Source organism: Kitasatospora sp. NPDC094016 (assembly GCF_040304045.1).
Lineage (GTDB): Bacteria > Actinomycetota > Actinomycetes > Streptomycetales > Streptomycetaceae > Kitasatospora.
In genome coordinates, this window is sequence record NZ_JBEOUK010000040.1 from 67,442 (window position 1) to 86,578 (window position 19,137).

Genomic DNA, 19,137 nt, shown 5'->3' on the forward strand with positions numbered 1-19,137 from the left:
GTCCATGCTGACGATCGCGCACTTCAGTGACATCCACCTCGGGCAGGAGCACCGCCAGGACGGCGGCGGCCGCGCCCTGCGGCGGGCCGGGCAGGTGATGGCGTACCTCGACGCCCTGCCCGGTCCGCTGGACGCCGTGCTCGTCACCGGGGACCTCGCCGACCACGGCCTGCCCGCCGAGTACGAGCAGGTGGCCAAGGTGCTGGACTGCCGGTACCCGGTGCTCACTTGCCCCGGCAACCACGACCGCCGGGCGCCCTACCGGGAGGCGCTGCTCGGCGAGGCCCCCGCGGACGGCCCGGTCAACCGGCTGCACCGACTGCCCGGCGCCGACGTGCTGATGCTGGACTCCTCGATCCCGGGCCGCGACGACGGCCTGCTGGACGAGGAGACGCTGGCCTGGCTGGACGCCGAACTGGCGGGCGGCCGCGCCGACCTGCCCGCGCTGGTGGCCTTCCACCACCCGCCGGCCGTCCTGCACCTGCCGAACGTCGACCCGATCCGCCAGTTCGGGGAGGAGGCGCTCGGCGCGGTGCTGGCCCGGCACCCCCGGGTGGCCGGCCTGCTCTGCGGCCACTCCCACACCGGCGCCGCCACCATCTTCGCCGGGCTGCCCCTGCTGGTCGCCCCGGGGGTGGTCTCCACCGTCACGCTGCCCTGCGAGGGCGGGCCCGGCATCTCCTTCACCCAGCCGCCGATGCTCGCCTTCCACGTCCTGGACGACACGGGCCGGCTCACCACCCACTACCGGGCCGTGCCGGAGGACTGACGGCGGCGCCGGCCGCGGGCGTCCTACGCGGCCGGCAGTCGCGGCTGGCGCTGCGGCCCGCCGGGCCGGGGGAGCGGCCGGGCGGCCAGCGGGTCGGGCGCCCGGCTGCCCGCCATCGGGTGCGCGGAGCCGGGCGCGCGCTGCCGCTGGGCGGCGACCTGACGCGAGATCAGGATCTCCAGCAGGCACCACATCGTGCCGAACACCCCGAGCCCCATCGCCATCAGCGCCGGTGTCATCAGCCAACTGTCCGCGTACGAGGCGAGCGTGGCGACGACCACGCCGACCAGTGTGAAGGACAGGCAGAGCACCGCCCGGACAGCGGCGGCGCGCACCTCGTCGGGCAGGCGGCGACGGCGGCGTGGCACGGACATCGATCGACCCCCAGGCGCGGACTCGGTGGCGGACACGGGACGGGCGCACGCGAAACGCGCCCCCTTGCCTCACTCTGCCCCGTCGAACCAGGACTATGCGTCCGAATCCACCGAACTGCCGTCAAAGCGCGTGATCCGGGCAGCCGGCAGCGGGCGGCCCGCCGCCGGGGGAGGTCAGCCCAACTGCAGGTTGAGCTCCTCCAGGGCGCCCGCCACGATCGTCCGCATGGCCTGCTCGGCCTGGACGGCGTCCCCCGCGCAGATCGCGTCGGCGACTTCGCGGTGCAGCCGGATCGCGTACGGCTCCGGCTGATGGGGCATCAGATGGTACTCGGTCCGCCCGGTGAGCACCGCCCCCACGGTGTCGCCGAGGTGGGCGAACATCTCGTTGCCGGAGGCGCGCAGCACGGTGGCGTGGAAGTCGATGTCGTGCCGGAGGAAGGTGGCGAGGTCGGCGGCCCGCGCCGAGACGGTCAACTCCACGGCCAGCGATCCGAGTCGGCGCCGGTCGTCGTCGCTCGCGTGCACCGCGGCGAGCGCGGCCGCGGCCGGTTCGACGGCCACTCGCAGCGAGCCGAGCGAGCGCAGCTGGGCCGAGCGGTCCGCGCCGGCCAGTCGCCAGCGGATCACCAGCGGGTCGAAGACGTCCCAGAGCGACCTGGGCTGCACGGTGATCCCGACCCGTCGCCGGGACGCCACCAGGCGCATCCCCTCCAGGATCCGCACCGCCTCCCGGACGACCGTCCGGGACACCCCGAACCGCTCCTCCAGCTCCTCGCCGCGCAGCACCGCGCCCTCGGGGATCTCCCCCGACGCGATCGCCGGCCCGAGCTCGTCAAGCAGCCGGCCGGGCAGCCCCTGGATCTCCATCCGCCCAGCGTAGACGCCCGCCCCGCCGCCACCACCGGCGCGTACCGGGTCTCGCGCCCTGCGATCTACCCCACAGCCCAAAAGTATGACGATTTGGTTTCCGCTACTTGAATACGTCATATCTTTGAGGCGATAGTGGCGGCCAGGCAACGAAGGAGCACCACCCATGGCTCTCAGCGTCGAGAACCACGACCTCCCGGACACCCCTCTCACCATCGTGGTGATGGGCGTCTCCGGTGTCGGCAAGACCACCCTGGCCCGCCTGCTGGCCGAACGCCTCGACCTCCCCTACGCGGAGGCGGACGACTTCCACCCGGCGGCCAACATCGCCAAGATGTCGGCCGGCATCCCGCTGGACGACGAGGACCGCGCCCCCTGGCTGCGCGCCCTCGGCGCCTGGCTCAAGGAGCGGGCCGAGGACGGCACCGGCGGCGTGGTCACCTGCTCGGCGCTGAAGCACCGCTACCGCGACACCCTGCGCGCGGCCTGCCCGGGCGCCTACTTCCTGCACCTCAGTGGCGGTCACGAGCTGGTCGAGGACCGGCTCGCCCACCGCACCGGCCACTTCATGCCGCCGTCGCTGCTCGACTCGCAGTACGCCGCCCTGGAACCTCTGGGCGCGCACGAGCGCGGCGCCGTCCTGGACGTCGGTCCGTCCCCCGAAGAACTCGTCGAGATGGCCGTGGCGCTGCTGCGGCCGGTCAATGGAGACCTCGCGTGAGTATTGCCCCCACTCTGCTCGCGGCCGCCCCACCGGCCCTGCCGCACACCAGCAGCGACTCCCAGCTGCTGATCGCGGTCCTGCTCAGCATCGGTGTGATCGTCCTACTGATCACCAAGCTGAAGCTGCATCCCTTCCTCGCCCTCACGCTCGGCTCCGGCCTGCTGGCCGCCGTCGCGGGCGCCCCGTTCGACAAGCTGCTCAACAGCTTCTCCACGGGCTTCGGCTCCACCGTGGCCGGCGTCGGCCTGCTGATCGGGCTGGGCGCGATGCTCGGCAAGCTGCTCGCCGACTCCGGCGGCGCCAACATCATCGCGGACACCGTGCTGGCCCGGTCGGGCAACAGGGCGCTGCCCTGGGCGATGGCGCTGATCGCCGCCGTCCTCGGCCTGCCGCTGTTCTTCGAGGTCGGCGTCGTCCTGCTGATCCCGATCGTGCTGCTGGTCGCCCGCCGCGGCAACGTGCCGCTGATGCGGATCGGCATCCCCGCGCTGGCCGGCCTGTCCGTGCTGCACGGCCTGGTGCCCCCGCACCCGGGCCCGCTGGTCGCCGTCGACGCCCTGAAGGCGGACCTCGGCATCACCCTGGCGCTCGGCCTGCTGATCGCCGTGCCCACCCTGATCGTGGCAGGCCCGCTGTTCTCCCGGCTGGCCGAGCGCTGGGTCGGCCCGCTGGAGATCCCGAAGGCCACCGCCCCCGAGGAGAGCGCCAAGCCCGAGCACACCCCGTCCTTCGGCGCGGTGCTGGCGACCATCCTGCTGCCGGTCGTGCTGATGCTCGGCAAGGCCCTGACCGACGTGGTGATCGACAACCCGAAGGCTCTGGGCCAGCGGGTGTTCGACTTCATCGGTTCGCCGCTGATCGCGCTGCTCGCCGCGACCCTGCTCGGCATGCTGACCCTGGGCAAGGCGGCCGGCTTCGACAAGGCGCGGATCTCCGACACTGTCGGCAAGTCGCTCGGCCCGATCGCCGGCATCGTGTTCATCGTCGGCGCCGGCGGTGGCTTCAAGCAGACCCTGATCGACGTGGGCGTCGGCAACGCGGTGAGCGAGTGGTCCGGCAAGTGGCACATTTCGGCGCTGCTGCTCGGCTGGCTGATCGCGGTGCTGATCCGCCTGGCCACCGGCTCGGCGACGGTCGCCACCATCACCGCCGCCGGGATCGTCGCCCCGCTCGCCGCGGACATGTCCTCCACCCACGCGGCCCTGCTGGTCCTGGCGATCGGCGCCGGCTCGCTCTTCCTGTCGCACGTCAACGACGCCGGCTTCTGGCTGGTGAAGGAGTACTTCGGGATGAGCGTCGGGCAGACGCTGAAGTCCTGGTCGGTGATGGAGACGGTGATCTCGGTCGTCGCGATCGCCCTGATCATGCCGCTCAGCCTGATCATCTAGGGCGCTCGGCGCCGCCGCCGACATCCGCCGAGGGGCGGCACCCGTACGGGTGTCGCCCCTCGGGCGTGTCCGACGGACCGGGGCTCAGCCCAGCAGCCCCGACAGCACGGCCGCCGTCGCGTCCAGCAGGTCCTCCGCGGCCGCGCCGCCCGCCGCTGTCCGGGCCAGCAGCCCCTCGCGCGCCGCCAGGATCACCTGGGCGGTCTGCCGGGCGGTGGCGCCCGCCGGCACCAGCTCGGGCAGCGCCCGTTCCAGGACGGCGGCCAGCGCCTGCGCGACCGCACGGTCGTGCTCGGCGACCCGCTCGGCCAGCCCCTCGCTGCGGGCGGCGAGCAGCCGGAACTCCAGGAACAGCAGGATCCACCCGGTCTCGGCCGGCTCGACCCTCAGCAGCGCCTCGACCAGTAGCCGGGCCCGTTCCTGCGGTGCCAGTGCCTCGCCGGCGCCGGCCAGCTTCGCCAGTTCGGCCATCCGGTCGGCCGCCTGGTCGTCGAAGAGCGCCAGCAGCAGGTCCTCCTTGCCGGCGAAGTTCGAGTAGAAGGCGCCGCGGGTGTATCCGGCGGCGGCGCAGACGTCCTCGATGCTGGTCCGCGCGAAGCCGACGGCGAGGAACAGTTCGCCCGCCGCCGCGAGCAGCCGGGCCCGGGTGTGGACGCGGCGGCGGGGCGGTCGGGCGGGGGCGGCATCGGCCGGGGGCGGGTTCACAGAAGCACGATACATGGTGTATTCAGTACGGGACGTATTCAGTACGGCTCGTACTGAATCCATCCCGTACCGAACCGGAGGGGGACCAGCGTCATGAACCGACTGCTGATCACCAACGCCCACCTGCTCCACCCCGAGGACGGCACCCGCACCGAGGAGCCCGGCTGGCTGGAGACCGCCGACGGCCGGATCGCCGCCACCGGCACCGGCCGCCCGACCGCCGCGGGCGACGGCGTCCAGGTCCTCGATGCCGGCGGCGCCACCGTCCTGCCCGGCCTGATCGACGCCCACGTCCACCTGCTGGTCACCACCCTCGACCCGCACGATGTCGCCGACTGGACCCCCGGCTACGCGACCGTCCGCGCCCTCGCCGAGGCCGAACGCATGCTGCGCCGCGGCTTCACCACCGTCCGTGACGTCGGCGGCGCCGACCACGGCATGGCCCGCGCCCTGGACGAGGGCCTCGCACTCGGCCCCCGCCTGCTCCACGGCGGCAAGGCGCTCTCCCAGACCGGCGGCCACGGAGACCTGCGCCCGCTCGGCGACGACGCCCTGCCGTGCTGCGAGTCCCGCCCGAACTTCGGCCGGATCGCGGACGGCGTGGACGCCGTCCGCGCCGCCGCCCGGGACGAGTTCCGCAAGGGCGCCCGGCACCTCAAGGTGCTGCTCTCCGGCGGCGTCGCCTCCCCGCACGACGAGATCGCCGCCGTCCAGTACAGCGAGGAGGAGATCCGCGCGGCCGTCGAGGAGGCCGAGAACCACAACCGCTACGTCACCGTGCACGCCTACCACCCGCGCGCCATCGACCGCGCCCTGCGCGCCGGGGTGCGCTGCGTCGAGCACGGCAACCTGCTGGACGACGGCACGATCGCGCTGCTCCTGGAGAAGGACGCCTTCCTGGTCCCCACCCTCGTCGCCTACGAGCAGACCGCGAAGCTCGGCGCCCGCTCCGGCCTCCCGGCGGCCTCCCTCGGCAAGCTCGCCGAGGTCCGCGACCAGGGCTTGGCCGCCCTCGAACGCGCCCACCGTGCGGGCGTCAACCTGGTCTACGGCAGCGACCTGCTCGGCCCCCTCCACCCGGCCCAGTTGGAGGAGTTCACGATCCGCGGCCAGGTCCAGCCCGCCGCCGACGTGCTCCGCTCGGCCACCACGACCGCCGCCCGCCTGCTCGGCCTGGAGGGCCGGATCGGCACCCTCGCCCCGGGCGCCCACGCCGACCTCCTCCTCGTCGACGGTGACCCGCTGGCTGACCTCACCGTCCTCACCCGCCCCGACCGCCACCTCCGCCACGTCATCAAGGCGGGCACGCCGGTCTGAGCGGCCGACTGGGCGAGCCGGGCGCACGAAGGGCGGGCACCCGGAGAACCCGGGTGCCCGCCCTCGGCGACGCCGCGCCTGCTCGGCTGCGCCTACTTGGTCCCGCGCTTCGCGAGGAAGGCCTCGACCTCGTCCCGGATCTCCGGCGTGTCCAGCCCGCGCACGGTCATCGTGGTGCGGCGCCGCAGCACGTCGTCCGCCGTGTACGCCCACTCGCTCTCGGCCGCGTAGGCGACCTGCGCCCAGACGTCCGGGCCGTCCTCGTGGATCGGCCGGCCCAGCTCCGGGTTCTCGTCGATCATGCGGGCGATCTCGAAGGACAGCGTGCCGTAGTGGCTGGCCAGGTGCTTGGCCACCAGCGGCTCCATCCGGGAGCCCGGGTCGCGGTCGATCAGCAGCCGGTGCGCGACGGCGTTCGGCGCGCCGACGCCCGGCAGCGGCACGGTCGCCGCGATCGGGGACATGTCCTCGCCGAGGCTGGTGCCGGGCACGTGAGCCAGCTTCTCCAGCACGGTGCGGCCGATGTGGCGGTAGGTGGTCCACTTGCCGCCGGCGACCGACAGCATGCCGCCCTTGCCCTCGGTGACGACCGTCTCGCGCTTGGCGGCGGCGGTGTCGCCCGGGCCGCCGGGCAGCACCCGCAGGCCGGCGAAGGAGTAGGTGATCAGGTCGCGGTCGAGGTGCTCGTCGCGGATCGCGTGCGCGGCCTCGCCCATGATCTGGTCGATGTCCGCCTCGGTGGCCCGGACGTCCTTCGGGTCGCCGGTGTACTCCTCGTCGGTGGTGCCGAGCAGGACGTGGTCCTCCCACGGGATGGCGAAGGAGACGCGGTACTTGTCGATCGGGATGGTCAGCGCGGCGCGCCACGGCGAGCGGCGCTTGACGACGACGTGCGCGCCCTTGGAGAGGCGGATCGACGGCGCGGCGCCGGCGTCCTCCATCTTGCGCAGGTGGTCCACCCACGGGCCGGTGGCGTTGAGCACCAGGCGGGCGTCGATGCCGAACTCGGTGCCGTCCAGGCGGTCGCGCAGCTCGGCGCCGGTGACCCGGCCGGCGGTGAAGCGCAGGCCGGTGACCTCGGCGTGGTTGAGCACCACGGCGCCGGCGTCGACGGCGGCGCGCACGGTCATCACGGCGACGCGCGAGTCGTTCATCTGGTGGTCGCCGTAGACGGCCACCGAGCGCAGGCCCTCGGTGCGCAGCGCGGGCACCTGCTGGGCGGCGTGCGCGGCGGTGGAGACCCGGCCCATGCCGTCGCGGAAGGCGGACAGCGCGGAGTACAGGAAGACGCCGGCGCCGAGCTTGGGCGCGCTGTGCGGGCCGCCCTTGTAGACGGGCACGAAGAAGGTCAGCGGGTTGACCAGGTGCGGTGCGACGTCGGTGGCGAGCGCGCGGCGCTCCTTGTGGTTCTCGGCGACGAGCTTGACCGCGCCGGTCTGCAGGTAGCGCAGACCGCCGTGGACGAGCTTGGAGGAGGCGCTGGAGGTGGCGCCGGCGAAGTCGCCGCCGTCGACCATGGCGACCTTGAGTCCGGCCTGGGAGGCGGTCCAGGCGACGGCCGTGCCGAGGATGCCGCCCCCGATCACCAGCAGGTCGTAGGTGGCCTTGCCGAGCAGCTCACGGGTCTCGGCGCGGGAGGCGGTGCGGCCGGCGGTGCGCTCGGCGCCCAGGGTCGGGATGGTTGCCATGGTGGTTGTGTACGGCGCGCGGGTCAGGCGGCGCCGTTACTCCTCTCGTGTGCGGTGCGGCCTCTGCTGAGAGGCCGGTCGGCCCGGTGCGGCGGGCCGGTGAAACGCGGTGACACCCGCTGCCGGAACGGCGGGCGGCCGGCCGGGGCTCGGGGCCCCGACCGGCTTGTCGGTCAGTCGATCTCTTCTTCCTCCACCCAGCCCATGGTGCGCTCCACGGCCTTGAGCCACTTCTTGTACTCGCGCTCCCGAGTGGCCTCGTCCATGCGCGGGGTCCATTCGGCGGCGCGGTGCCAGTTGGCGCGCAGGGTGTCGAGGTCGGTCCAGAAGCCGACGGCGAGTCCGGCGGCGTAGGCGGCGCCGAGGGCGGTGGTCTCGGCCACGTACGGGCGCTCGACCGGGGCGTCCAGGACGTCGGCGATGTTCTGCATGAGCAGGTTGTTGCTGGTCATGCCGCCGTCGACCTTGAGGGCGGTGAGCTCGACGCCGGAGTCCTTCTGCATGGCGTCGACGACCTCGCGGGTCTGCCAGGCGGTGGCCTCCAGGACAGCCCGGGCCAGGTGGCCCTTGGTGACGTACCGGGTCAGGCCGGCGATCACGCCGCGGGCGTCGGAGCGCCAGTACGGGGCGAACAGGCCGGAGAAGGCCGGGACGAAGTAGGCGCCGCCGTTGTCCTCGACGGTGTTGGCGAGGGTCTCGATCTCGGCGGCGGTGGAGATGATGCCGAGCTGGTCGCGCAGCCACTGGACGAGCGAGCCGGTGACGGCGATCGAGCCTTCCAGGGCGTAGACCGGGGCCTGGTCGCCGATCCGGTAGCCGACGGTGGTCAGCAGGCCGTGGTACGAGTTGACGATCTTCTCGCCGGTGTTGAGCAGCAGGAAGGTGCCGGTGCCGTAGGTGGACTTGGCCTCGCCCTCGTCGAAGCAGGTCTGGCCGAACAGCGCGGCCTGCTGGTCGCCGAGCGCGGAGGCGACCGGGACGCCGGCCAGGTCGCCGACGGCCTCGCCGTAGACCTCGGCGGAGGAGCGGATCTCCGGCAGGACGGCCATCGGCACGCCCATCGACTCGGCGATCTTGTCGTCCCACTGCAGGGTGTGCAGGTTCATCAGCATGGTGCGGCTGGCGTTGGTGACGTCGGTGACGTGCTTGCCGCCGTCGACACCGCCGGTGAGGTTCCAGATCACCCAGGTGTCCATGGTGCCGAACAGGATGTCGCCGGCCTCGGCGCGCTCGCGCAGGCCCTCGACGTTGTCCAGCAGCCAGCGGATCTTCGGGCCGGCGAAGTAGCTGGCGAGCGGGAGGCCGGTCTCGCGGCGGAAGCGGTCCTGGCCGACGTTGCGGCCGAGCTCGCGGCAGAGGCCCTCGGTGCGGGTGTCCTGCCACACGAGCGCGTTGTGGACCGGCTCGCCGGTGTTCTTGTCCCACAGGACGGTGGTCTCGCGCTGGTTGGTGATGCCGATCGCGCGGATGTCGTCCTTGGTCAGGCCGGCCTTCTCCAGCGCGCCGCGGACGACCGACTGCACCCGGGTCCAGATCTCGGCGGCGTCGTGCTCGACGTAGCCGGGCTGCGGGAAGATCTGCCGGTGCTCCTGCTGGTCGACGGCGACGATCCGGCCGTCGGCGCCGAAGATGATGCAACGGCTGGAGGTGGTGCCCTGGTCGATCGCGGCGATGTAGTTGCCAGTGGAGGTCATCAGAGGGTCCTCGGCTCGGGATTCGGGGGTTACGGGGTGGGTGGGCCCGACACAGTGGTCGGTCCCCGTGCTCGGCGGGTTCGAACCCGGCCCGTCAGAACATCGCGTTGTACAGACCGCCGGCCAGTGCGCCGCCGATCAGCGGGCCGACGACCGGCACCCAGGCGTACGACCAGTCGGAGCCGCCCTTGTTCGGGATGGGCAGCAGCGAGTGCACGATGCGCGGGCCGAGGTCGCGGACCGGGTTGATCGCGTAGCCGGTGGGGCCACCCAGCGAGAGGCCGATGCCGACGACCGTGAGGGCCACGATCAGGGTGCTGAGGCCGCCCGCGGCCAGACCGTCGTTCTTGCCGAGGGTGAGGATCGCCATGCAGAGGATGAAGGTGCCGATGACCTCGGTGACGACGTTCTGGATCGGGTTCCGGATCTCGGGCCCGGTCGAGAAGATGCCGAGGGTGGGCTCCTCGTTGGCCTGGAACTGGCCGAGGTAGGTGAGCCAGACCAGCACGGCGCCGATCATCGCGCCGATGAGCTGGGAGCCGAGGTAGAGCGGCACCTGGCTCCAGTCTCCGCTCTTGATGGCGAGCGCGACGGTGACGGCCGGGTTGAGGTGGGCGCCGGACTTCGGAGCCGAGATGTACGCGGCGATCAGGACCGCGAAGCCCCAGCCGAAGGTGATCGCCAGCCAGCCGGCGTTGAGGGCCTTCGACTTCTTGAGGGTCACGGCGGCGCAGACGCCGCCACCGAGAAGTATCAGGGCGGCGGTGCCGAGGGTTTCGCCGACGAAGACGTCGCCGTTGGAGAACGCGGACACAAAGACTCCCTTGTCCATATGGCCCGGAGGTGGGGTGGGGGCGGCCGGCCGATCGTTGTGCGGGTGAGCGCATCGGGGGAGTGATCTTCCCGGCCATCGTTCGACAATGTCGACCGTTATGCGGAAGCTTCCTCCCCTGGTTGCCCTCACGTCAAGGCAGGGTTACGGAGCTGTGACCCTTCCCCCGAAGTTACCCAGCGGAGCGGGACAAACCGGGTCAAAACGCCAAGGCGCGGACAGGCCGATGCCCGTCCGCGCCTCAGCGTGACGATGTGGCCGCCGGTGCGGCCTCGGGTTTCAGAAGCGCCCGGCGCCCAGATCGCGGGAGATCGCCCGTGCCGCGCTGCGCACCGAGGCCACCAGCGACGGCTTCACGAAGCCGTCCTCGCAGACCCGCTCCACCGGGCCGCTGATGCACACCGCGCCCACCGGGTTGCGCCGCCGGTCCTGGATCAGCGCGCCGATCGAGGCCACGCCCTCCCAGGTCTCCTCGATCGAGTCCGTCCAGCCGCGCTCGCGGATCAGCGCGCACTCGGCGTCCACGTCGGCCGCCTCGGTCAGCGTGCGCAGGGTGTACGACTCGTACGGCCCGTCGCCCAACTCGCCGCGCGCGACCGGGTCGTAGGCCAGCAGCACCTTGCCCAGCGCGGTGCTGTGCAGCGGCTGCATCGAGCCGACCTCCAGCACCTGCCGGGTGTCGTCCGGCCGGAAGACGTGGTGCACGACCAGCACGCCCTGCTGGTGCAGCACCCCCAGGTAGACGGTCTCGCCGGCCGCCCGGGCCAGGTCGTCCGCCCAGACCAGCGCCCGCGCCCGCAGCTCGTGCACGTCCAGGTAGCTCTGCCCCAGCCGCAGCAGTTCGGCGCCCAGCTGGTACTTGCCGCTCTCCGCGTCCTGCTCGACGAACCCCTCCTGCTGGAGCGTGCGCAGGATGCCGTGCGCGGTGCCCTTGGCGAGGTCCAGCGACGTCGCGACCTCGGACAGGCCCAGGCGGCGCTCACCGCCGGCCAGCAGGCGCAAGATCGCGGCGGCCCGGGAGAGCGACTGGATCGGGCCGGGCATGGGGACCTCCGCGCTGACAGGCGGTCGACATTGTCGACCGCAGTGGTAACGGGACGAGTCTGCCAGGCCGTCGCCGGTCCGTGCACCTTCCCCCTCGGTAACCCGCGCTCGGCCGTTTGTTAACCTCCGCCGCTCGCCGACCCGCCTGCGCCGCTCACCCCCGGACGTCCCTCACCCCCGGATGTCCCTCGCCCGCCGACGTCCCTCACTCCTCGATGCCGCCGGAGCGCCCCCGCCGCACCGCGACCTCCGCCGCCAGCGCGGCGATCCCGTCCGGCCCCACCCGGCAGCAGCCGCCCACCAGCCGTGCGCCGCCCGCCAGCCAGCCGCCTACCCGGGCCGAGCGGAACGTCGGCTCGCCGCGCCAGTCCCGGCGCGCGGCGTCCCACTCCTCCCCGCTGTTCGGGTACACCACCACCGGCTTGCCGGTCACCTCGGCCGCCAGCGCCACCGCCCGGTCCGCGTCCTGCGGGGTGCAGCAGTTCACGCCCACCGCCAGCACCTCGTCCACCCCGGCCGCCAGCGCGAACGCCTCCGCCAGCGGCTGGCCCGCCCTGGTCCGGTCGCCCGCCACGCTGAACGACAGCCAGGCCGGTACGCCCAGCCCGCGCACCAGCTCCAGCAGCGCCCGCGCCTCGTCCGCGTCCGGCACGGTCTCCAGCGCCAGCACGTCCGGCCCGGCCGCCGCCAGCGCCTCCAGGCGCGGCCGGTGGAAGGCCACCAGCTCCGCGGTGCTCAGCCCGTACCGGCCCCGGTACTCCGAGCCGTCCGCCAGCACCGCCCCGTACGGCCCCACCGACGCCGCCACCCAGCGCCGCCGCCCGCCCGGCTCGGCCCGCGCCGCCTCCCGGGCCAACTCCACGCTGCGCGCCAGCAGCCGCGAGGCCTGGGCCCGGCCCGTTCCGCGCCGGGCGAAGCCCTCGAAGCTCGCCTGGTAGCTCGCCGTGATGGCGACGTCCGCCCCGGCCGCGAAGTACGCCCGGTGCGCCGCCACCACCGCCTCCGGCGCGTCCGCCAGCAGCCGCGCCGACCACAGCTCGTCGAGGAGCTCGTGCCCGGCCGCCGCCAGCTGGTTCGACATCCCGCCGTCCAGCACCAGCGGACCGGTCGCCAGCGCCGCGGCGAAGTCCGGCGGGGGAGCAGTGGGCATGGGGCCTCCTCGGGCGCGGTCGTTCCTGGTCACAGCCTAGAAGCCGGGCTCCCCCGCGGACCCGGAAAACCATTTGCCGCTGGGGAACGGAATCGCTACGTTGTGCTCAGCCGGAGAACGACAGCACCCCGTACGGCGGCAAGCGCGGAGAGGAGCCGGTGATGGAAGCGGACGACCCGTCCACCCCGCCCTCGACCACGCCCGCGAGCGAGCAGGAGTGGCTCGCCGCCTACGACCCGCGCGCCTACGCCCCGATCGCCGTCACCGTCGACGTGGTCGCCCTGACCTTGCGCCACGGCGGCCTGCACGTCCTGCTCGTCCAGCGCGGCGCCCCGCCCCACCAGGGCTGCTGGGCCCTGCCCGGCGGCTTCCTGCGCGCCGGAGAGGAGAGCCTGGACGAGGCCGCCGCCCGCGAACTCGCCGAGGAGACCGGCCTGCTCGGCGGCTCCGAGGTCGAGGCCGCGCTCTGCCGCGTCCACCTCGAACAGCTCGGCACCTACGGCGCCCCCGAGCGAGATCCGCGCATGCACGTCGTCTCCGTCGCCTACCTCGCCTTCGCCCCCGACCTGCCCGACCCGCAGGCCGGCACGGACGCCGCAGCCGCCACCTGGCACCCCGTCGCCGACCTCGACCTGGGCACACGGCCCTGCGGCCGACCCGGAACCGCCGGTGCGCCCGCCGACACCCACGGGGGTGGTGTCGGCGGGCCCACCGGCCAGTCCTCCCGCACGCTCGCCTTCGACCACGCGCGCATCCTCGCCGACGGCCTCGACCGCGTCCGGGCCAAACTCGAGTACAGCCCGCTCGCCACCGCCTTCCTGCCCTACGACTTCACCATCCCCGACCTGCGCGCCGTCTACGAGGCCGTCTGGGACGAGAAGCTCCACCCCGGCAACTTCCACCGCAAGGTCCTCTCCGTCCCCGGCTTCGTCGAGAGCACCGGCGCCACCACCGCCCGCGGCGGCGCCCGCGGCGGCCCCCGGGCCCGCACCTACCACGCCGGCGACGCCAGCCTCCTGCACCCCGCCCTGCTCCGCCCCACCCGCGACGGCGAGCTCCGCTGACGGCAGCCGCGCGCACCCGGCTACCATCCGGCCATGACCACTGACGACCCGACACGCACGGTCAACCAGCCGTTCTCCCACTGCCACTTCTGCGGCACGCCCTACCCGGTCGGCACGGACCGCTGGCCCCGCACCTGTCCCGGCTGCGCCGAGATCAGCTACCGCAACCCGCTGCCCGTCGTGGTCACCCTCCTCCCGGTCACCCGCCCCGACGCCGACCCCACCCTCGTCGTCATCCGCCGCACCATCGAGCCCGGCTACGGCGAACTCGCCTTCCCCGGCGGTTACGTGGACTACGGAGAGAGCTGGCAGCAGGCGTGCGTGCGCGAACTGTGCGAGGAGACCGGCATCCTGGCCGACGCCGCCGACATCACCCTGGTCGCCACCGACTCCGACGCCAGGGGCGGCTTCCTCTGCCTCTTCGGCCTGCTCCCGGCCCGCCCGCTCGCCGCCCTCCCGCCCTCGCGCCCCACCGACGAGACCGACGGCTGGCAGCTCGCCGCCCCCGACACCCCGCTCGCCTTCCCCTTCCACACCCGGGTCTCCCGCTCCTGGTTCGGCGGCGAGTTCGGCGGCGAGTCCAGCGGCGGGATCTCCGGCCGCTGACCGGCCCGGCACCCACCGGGCGGACCCTGGCGCAGCGGCCGCTCGCATGGCATGGTCTGCACCGACAGCCCAACCGGACGGGCCTGCCACAAGCACTCCCGTCCCCACCACCGGCCGGGAGACCACCACCGTGAGCACCCCACCCCAGGACCAACCGCTCTGGCGCCCCAACCCCGCTCGCGCCGCAGCCACCAGCCTGGTGGCCTTCCAGGCCTGGGCCGCCGAACACCACGGCGCCCCGGCCGCCCCGCTCGCCCCGGCCGCCGACGACCAGCAGGCCGCCCAGCGCTACGCCGACCTGCACGCCTGGTCCACCGCCGACCTCGATCGCTTCTGGACCGCGATCACCCAGTGGTTCGACGTCCGCTTCACCCAGGCCCCCGAGGCCGTCCTCGCCGACCCCGCCATGCCCGGCGCCCGCTGGTTCCCCGGCGCCCGCCTCAACTACGCCGAACACGCCCTGCGCGCCGCCGAGGACCCGGCCAACGCCGACCGCCCGGCCGTCCTGCACCTCGACGAGACCACCGAGCAGCCGGCCGTCCTCACCTGGTCCGAACTGCGCCGCCAGGTCGGCTCGTTGGCCGCCGCCCTGCGCGCCCGGGGCATCGGCCCCGGCGACCGCGTCAGCGCCTACCTGCCCAACATCCCGCAGGCCGCCGTCGCCCTCCTCGCCACCGCCGCCGTCGGTGCGATCTGGACGAGCTGCGCCCCCGACTTCGGCGCCCGCAGCGTCCTGGACCGCCTCCAGCAGATCGAACCCGCCGTCCTCTTCGCCGTCGACGGCTACCACTACGGTGGCAAGGACCACGACCGCACCGAGGTCGTCGCCGAACTGCGCCGCGAACTCCCCACCCTGCGCACCGTCGTCCACGTCCCGCTGCTCGGCGCCCCCGCCCCCGAGGGCGCCCTGTACTGGGACGACCTGGTCGCCGACGACGTCGAGCCGGTCTACGAGGCCGTCCCCTTCGACCACCCGCTCTGGGTGCTCTACTCCTCCGGTACCACCGGCCTGCCCAAGGCCATCGTCCAGAGCCAGGGCGGCATCCTGCTCGAACACCTCAAGCAGGCCGGCCTCCACCTCGACCTCGGCCCCCGGGACCGCTTCCTCTGGTACACCTCCACCGGCTGGATGATGTGGAACTTCCTGCTGGCCGGCCTCCTGGTCGGGGCCACGATCGTCACCTACGACGGCAGCCCGGGCCACCCCGACACCGGCGCCCTCTGGTCGGTCGCCGCCCGCACCCGCGCCACCGTCCTCGGCACCTCCGCCGCCTACGTGATCGCCAGCCGGAAGGCCGAGCTGCACCCCGGCCGCGACCTCGACCTCTCCGCCGTCCGCTGCATCGGCACCACCGGCTCCCCGCTCCCGCCCGACGGCTTCCGCTGGATCTACGAGGAGGTCAAGGAGGACGTCTGGCTCGCCTCCGTCAGCGGCGGCACCGACGTCTGCTCCTGCTTCGTCGGCGGCGTCCCCACCCTGCCCGTCCACCTCGGCGAGATCCAGGCCCCCTGCCTCGGCGCCGCCGTCGAGTCCTGGGACGTCCAGGGCCACCCGCACACCGACACCGTCGGCGAACTCGTCGTCACCAAGCCCATCCCGTCGATGCCCACCGGCTTCTGGAACGACCCCGAGGGCACCCGGTACCACGACAGCTACTTCGACGTGTACCCCGGCGTCTGGCGCCACGGCGACTGGATCACCGTCACCTCCCGCGGCACCGTCGTCATCCACGGCCGCTCCGACTCCACGCTCAACCGCCAGGGCGTCCGGATGGGCTCCTCGGACATCTACGAGGTCGTCGAGCGCCTTCCCGAGATCGCCGAATCCCTGGTCATCGGCCTGGAGGAGCCCGACGGCGGCTACTGGATGCCGCTGTTCGTCGTCCTCGCCCCCGGCGCCGAGCTCGGCGAGGGGCTGATCGGCCGCATCCGCACCTCGCTGCGCACCGAGCTCTCCCCGCGCCACGTCCCCGACGAGGTCATCGCGGTGCGCGGCCTCCCGCACACCCTCACCGGCAAGCGCATCGAGGTCCCGGTCAAGCGGATCCTCTCCGGCACCCCGCTGGAGCAGGCCGTCAACCCCGGCTCCGTCGACGACATCGACCACCTGCGCTTCTTCGAGCGGCTCCGCCGCGACCGGCAGAGCCCCGCCTGACCGGAAACGCCGAAGGGGTGCTCCCACCGACCCGGTGGGAGCACCCCTTCCTGCTGTTCGCCTGTCCTACTCGCCCGACAGCACCTGCTGCGCGGCGGCCCGCGCCTCCTCGGCGCTGTCCGTCGCCCGGGCCGCCTCCGCCGCCCGGCGGCACTGCGCCAGCGTGTACTTGGCCAGCGTCGACCGCACGTAGGGGATCGAGGCCGAGCCCATCGAGAGGCTGGTGACGCCCAGACCGGTCAGCACCACGGCCAGCAGCGGGTCGGCGGCCGCCTCACCGCAGACGCCGCAGCTCTTGCCGGTCGCCTGCGCCGCCTCGGCGGCCGCGGCGATCAGGTCCAGCAGCGCCGGCTGCCACGGGTCCTGCAGCCGGGCCAGCGCGCCGACCTGACGGTCGGCGGCGAAGGTGTACTGCGCGAGGTCGTTGGTCCCCAGCGACAGGAACTCGACCTCCTGGAGGATCGACCGGGCCCGCAGCGCGGCCGACGGGATCTCCACCATCGCGCCGAACTTGGCCTCCAGCCCCGCCTCGCGGCACGCCTGGGCGAAGTCCTTGGCGTCCTTGCGGTCGGCCACCATCGGGGCCATCACCTCAAGGTGCACCGGCAGGCCCTCGGCGGCCCTGGCCAGCGCCCGCAGCTGCGTCCGCAGCACCTCCGGGTGCTCCAGCAGGGTGCGCAGACCGCGCACGCCCAGCGCCGGGTTCGGCTCGTCGGCCGGGGTGAGGAAGTCCAGCGGCTTGTCCGCGCCCGCGTCCAGCGCCCGGACCACGACCCGGCCCTCCGGGAACGCCTCCAGCACCTTGCGGTACGCCTCGACCTGCTTGGCCTCGGTGGGCGCCTTCGCGGAGTCGTCCAGGAAGAGGAACTCGGTCCGGAACAGGCCGACGCCCTCGGCGCCGTTCTCCAGCGCGGCCGGCACGTCCGCCGGGCCGCCCACGTTGGCCAGCAGCGGCACGCGGTGCCCGTCCGAGGTCTGCCCCGGTCCGGAGGACGCGGCCAGCGCGGCCTTGCGCTGGGCGGCGACCGCCCGCAGCTCGTCCTGCTTCTCCTGCGAGGGCTCCAGCAGCACGTCACCGGAGCTGCCGTCCACGGCGACGACGGTGCCCTCGGCGACGTCCGTCGCAGCGGGCAGCGCGACCACGGCCGGCACGCCCAACGCCCGCGCCAGGATGGCACTGTGGCTGGTCGGCCCGCCCTCCTCGGTCACGAAGCCGAGCACCAGCGTCGGGTCGAGCAGCGCGGTGTCGGCCGGCGCCAGGTCCCGAGCGAACAGCACGTACGGCTCGTCGCTGTCCGGCACGCCCGGCATCGGCACGCCCAGCAGCCGGGCCACGATGCGGTTGCGGACGTCGTCCAGGTCGGCGACCCGCCCGGCCAGGTAGTCGCCGGCGGAGGCGAGCAGTGCCCGGTAGGCGGCGAAGGCGTCGTACACACCGCGCTCGGCGCTGCTGCCGACGGCGATCCGGCGGGACACGTCGGCCATCAGTTCCGGATCCTGCGCCATCAGCGCCTGGGCCTCCAGGACGGCCTGCGCCTCGCCACCGGCCAGGTTGCCGCGGGCGATCAGGTCCGCGGCGACCGCCTCGACGGCGGCCTGGGCACGGGCCTGCTCGCGGGGGGCGTCCTCGGTCGGGATCTGGGTGGCCGGGGGCTCCAGCACCGCCGTCCCCATGTGCCGCACCTGGCCGATCGCGACCCCGTGGCTGACACCCACGCCGCGCAGCGTCTTCTTCATGTCACCTGTCTCCGCTGAGAGGAGCGGCCCCGCCGGGAACCGCTGTGTGCCGGGCCGCCCCGACAACTCCTGCGGGGCGGGTGTGTGCAAAGTAAGAGGTCAGCTCCAGCTGAACAGGGCCTCGCCGGAGACGGCGTCGCCGTCCTCCCGCAGGTCGCCGAGCGAGTCGGGGTTCGCCTCCAGCGCCACGATCGGCGAGATGGGCGACTTGCCCGCGGCCTCGACGGCGGCCGGGTCCCACTTGATGACGGCCTGACCGCGGGTCACCGTGTCGCCCTTGTTGACCAGCAGCTCGAAGCCCTCGCCGTTCAGCTGCACGGTGTCGATCCCCAGGTGGGTCAGTACACCGTGGCCCTCGGCGTCCACCACGACGAACGCGTGCGGGTGCATGGAGACGACGACGCCGTCCACCGGAGCGACCGCCTCGGTCGGCCGGCGCTCCGGGTCGATCGCGGTGCCGGGGCCGACCATCGCGCCGGAGAACACCGGGTCGGGCACGCCGGCCAGCCCGACGACCTTGCCGGTCAGCGGCGACGTCACAGTGGTCATGGTTCTGCCTCCCAAGTGAGCGGTACAGCGAGCGGCCGCGAGCAGCGGCAGGACGATCGACTGAAGCCTAAATCATGTCAACTTCGGACATCTGTTGACATTCCCGGGCGAAGACCCACGCCCAGCCCGGCTCGTCGTCCGGCGGCTCACCGACCGTTTAGTGGTCTAGTCCTCTTAGTCGATGCGCCGCACTCTACAGGCATCTTGGCGAATCGGGACCATTGCTGTATATGCTCGCGAGAGCAACAAATCATGCCGCCGACCGGGTGACACCGGGAGCGCCCCGATTCGCACTCCGGCGGGTGACCCGCTATGGTTGGCCGAGTCGCCGCGACCTGGCGGTTAACACCAGATTTCAGATGCGAAAACCTCCGGTAAACGGGGCGGAAAACATCTGGTAAGCTGGGAACACGAAAGAACGAAGCGCCCGGAGGGCCCGCTGGAAGGCGGTCCGAAGGAAGTGTCCGTTCC

17 protein-coding genes are annotated in these 19,137 nt (G+C 73.3%); 7 read left to right on the forward strand and 10 right to left on the reverse strand.

The genetic code is table 11. From position 1 onward, the window contains the following. Positions 1–4 precede the first annotated feature (4 nt). Complete coding sequence (locus tag ABT015_RS29135; RefSeq protein ID WP_350884253.1) at positions 5–769, forward strand: metallophosphoesterase; 765 nt, start codon at positions 5–7, stop codon at positions 767–769. A 23-nt stretch (positions 770–792) separates the two neighbouring features. Here the strand turns inward: ABT015_RS29135 and ABT015_RS29140 are convergent, their stop codons facing one another. Then, positions 793–1,143, reverse strand: a complete 351-nt coding sequence (locus ABT015_RS29140; RefSeq protein WP_350884255.1) for a hypothetical protein — start codon at positions 1,141–1,143, stop codon at positions 793–795. Between the two features lie 174 nt (positions 1,144–1,317). Then, a complete protein-coding gene (locus tag ABT015_RS29145) occupies positions 1,318–2,013 on the reverse strand; it encodes a FadR/GntR family transcriptional regulator (RefSeq protein WP_350884257.1) in 696 nt (231 codons plus the stop codon). A gap of 166 nt (positions 2,014–2,179) precedes the next feature. Here ABT015_RS29145 and ABT015_RS29150 point away from each other — a divergent pair, with 166 nt between their 5' ends. Together ABT015_RS29150 and ABT015_RS29155 are read left to right on the forward strand one after the other, a co-directional pair. Then, a complete protein-coding gene (locus ABT015_RS29150; RefSeq protein WP_350884259.1) occupies positions 2,180–2,734 on the forward strand; it encodes a gluconokinase in 555 nt (184 codons plus the stop codon). Between the two features lie 2 nt (positions 2,735–2,736). Beyond that, complete coding sequence (locus ABT015_RS29155; protein WP_350884295.1) at positions 2,737–4,125, forward strand: GntT/GntP/DsdX family permease; 1,389 nt, start codon at positions 2,737–2,739, stop codon at positions 4,123–4,125. An 84-nt stretch (positions 4,126–4,209) separates the two neighbouring features. Here the strand turns inward: ABT015_RS29155 and ABT015_RS29160 are convergent, their stop codons facing one another. After that, a complete protein-coding gene (locus tag ABT015_RS29160; RefSeq protein WP_350884261.1) occupies positions 4,210–4,830 on the reverse strand; it encodes a TetR/AcrR family transcriptional regulator in 621 nt (206 codons plus the stop codon). Positions 4,831–4,923: 93 nt separating this feature from the next. On the opposite strand from ABT015_RS29160, the gene ABT015_RS29165 reads away from it, so the two are divergent. After that, positions 4,924–6,147, forward strand: coding sequence for a metal-dependent hydrolase family protein (locus ABT015_RS29165; protein ID WP_350884263.1), 1,224 nt, complete (start codon positions 4,924–4,926; stop codon positions 6,145–6,147). A gap of 92 nt (positions 6,148–6,239) precedes the next feature. Here the strand turns inward: ABT015_RS29165 and ABT015_RS29170 are convergent, their stop codons facing one another. The 5 genes from ABT015_RS29170 to mmuM all read right to left on the reverse strand — a co-directional run bounded on the left by ABT015_RS29170 (position 6,240) and on the right by mmuM (position 12,555). Next, positions 6,240–7,835 (reverse strand): glycerol-3-phosphate dehydrogenase/oxidase, encoded by a 1,596-nt coding sequence (locus ABT015_RS29170; protein ID WP_350884265.1) that lies wholly within the window; start codon positions 7,833–7,835, stop codon positions 6,240–6,242. A 173-nt stretch (positions 7,836–8,008) separates the two neighbouring features. Then, a complete protein-coding gene (glpK, locus tag ABT015_RS29175) occupies positions 8,009–9,529 on the reverse strand; it encodes a glycerol kinase GlpK (protein WP_350884267.1) in 1,521 nt (506 codons plus the stop codon). Positions 9,530–9,623: 94 nt separating this feature from the next. Beyond that, complete coding sequence (locus tag ABT015_RS29180; RefSeq protein ID WP_402455824.1) at positions 9,624–10,361, reverse strand: MIP/aquaporin family protein; 738 nt, start codon at positions 10,359–10,361, stop codon at positions 9,624–9,626. Positions 10,362–10,640: 279 nt separating this feature from the next. Then, entirely contained in the window at positions 10,641–11,405 is a 765-nt protein-coding gene (locus ABT015_RS29185; protein WP_350884271.1) for an IclR family transcriptional regulator, read from the reverse strand. Positions 11,406–11,610: 205 nt separating this feature from the next. Further along, positions 11,611–12,555 (reverse strand): homocysteine S-methyltransferase, encoded by a 945-nt coding sequence (mmuM, locus tag ABT015_RS29190; RefSeq protein WP_350884273.1) that lies wholly within the window; start codon positions 12,553–12,555, stop codon positions 11,611–11,613. A gap of 161 nt (positions 12,556–12,716) precedes the next feature. Between mmuM and ABT015_RS29195 the strand changes: the two genes are divergently transcribed. Genes ABT015_RS29195 through ABT015_RS29205 form a run of 3 tightly spaced genes read left to right on the forward strand, consistent with a single transcriptional unit; the run spans position 12,717 to position 16,380 of the window. Continuing rightward, a complete protein-coding gene (locus tag ABT015_RS29195; protein ID WP_350884275.1) occupies positions 12,717–13,619 on the forward strand; it encodes an NUDIX hydrolase in 903 nt (300 codons plus the stop codon). Positions 13,620–13,652: 33 nt separating this feature from the next. Beyond that, the gene (locus ABT015_RS29200) at positions 13,653–14,225 is read left to right on the forward strand and encodes an NUDIX domain-containing protein (RefSeq protein ID WP_350884277.1); all 573 of its coding nucleotides are present in this window, start codon (positions 13,653–13,655) and stop codon (positions 14,223–14,225) included. Between the two features lie 46 nt (positions 14,226–14,271). Beyond that, positions 14,272–16,380, forward strand: a complete 2,109-nt coding sequence (locus tag ABT015_RS29205) for an acetoacetate--CoA ligase (RefSeq protein WP_502897423.1) — start codon at positions 14,272–14,274, stop codon at positions 16,378–16,380. A 66-nt stretch (positions 16,381–16,446) separates the two neighbouring features. On the opposite strand, the gene ptsP is transcribed toward ABT015_RS29205, so the two are convergent. Then, positions 16,447–18,117 (reverse strand): phosphoenolpyruvate--protein phosphotransferase, encoded by a 1,671-nt coding sequence (gene ptsP / locus ABT015_RS29210; protein ID WP_350884281.1) that lies wholly within the window; start codon positions 18,115–18,117, stop codon positions 16,447–16,449. 99 nt (positions 18,118–18,216) lie between these two features. Then, on the reverse strand, positions 18,217–18,666 hold the full coding sequence (locus ABT015_RS29215; RefSeq protein WP_350884283.1) for a PTS sugar transporter subunit IIA: 450 nt from the start codon (positions 18,664–18,666) through the stop codon (positions 18,217–18,219). Between the last annotated feature and the right edge of the window lie 471 nt (positions 18,667–19,137).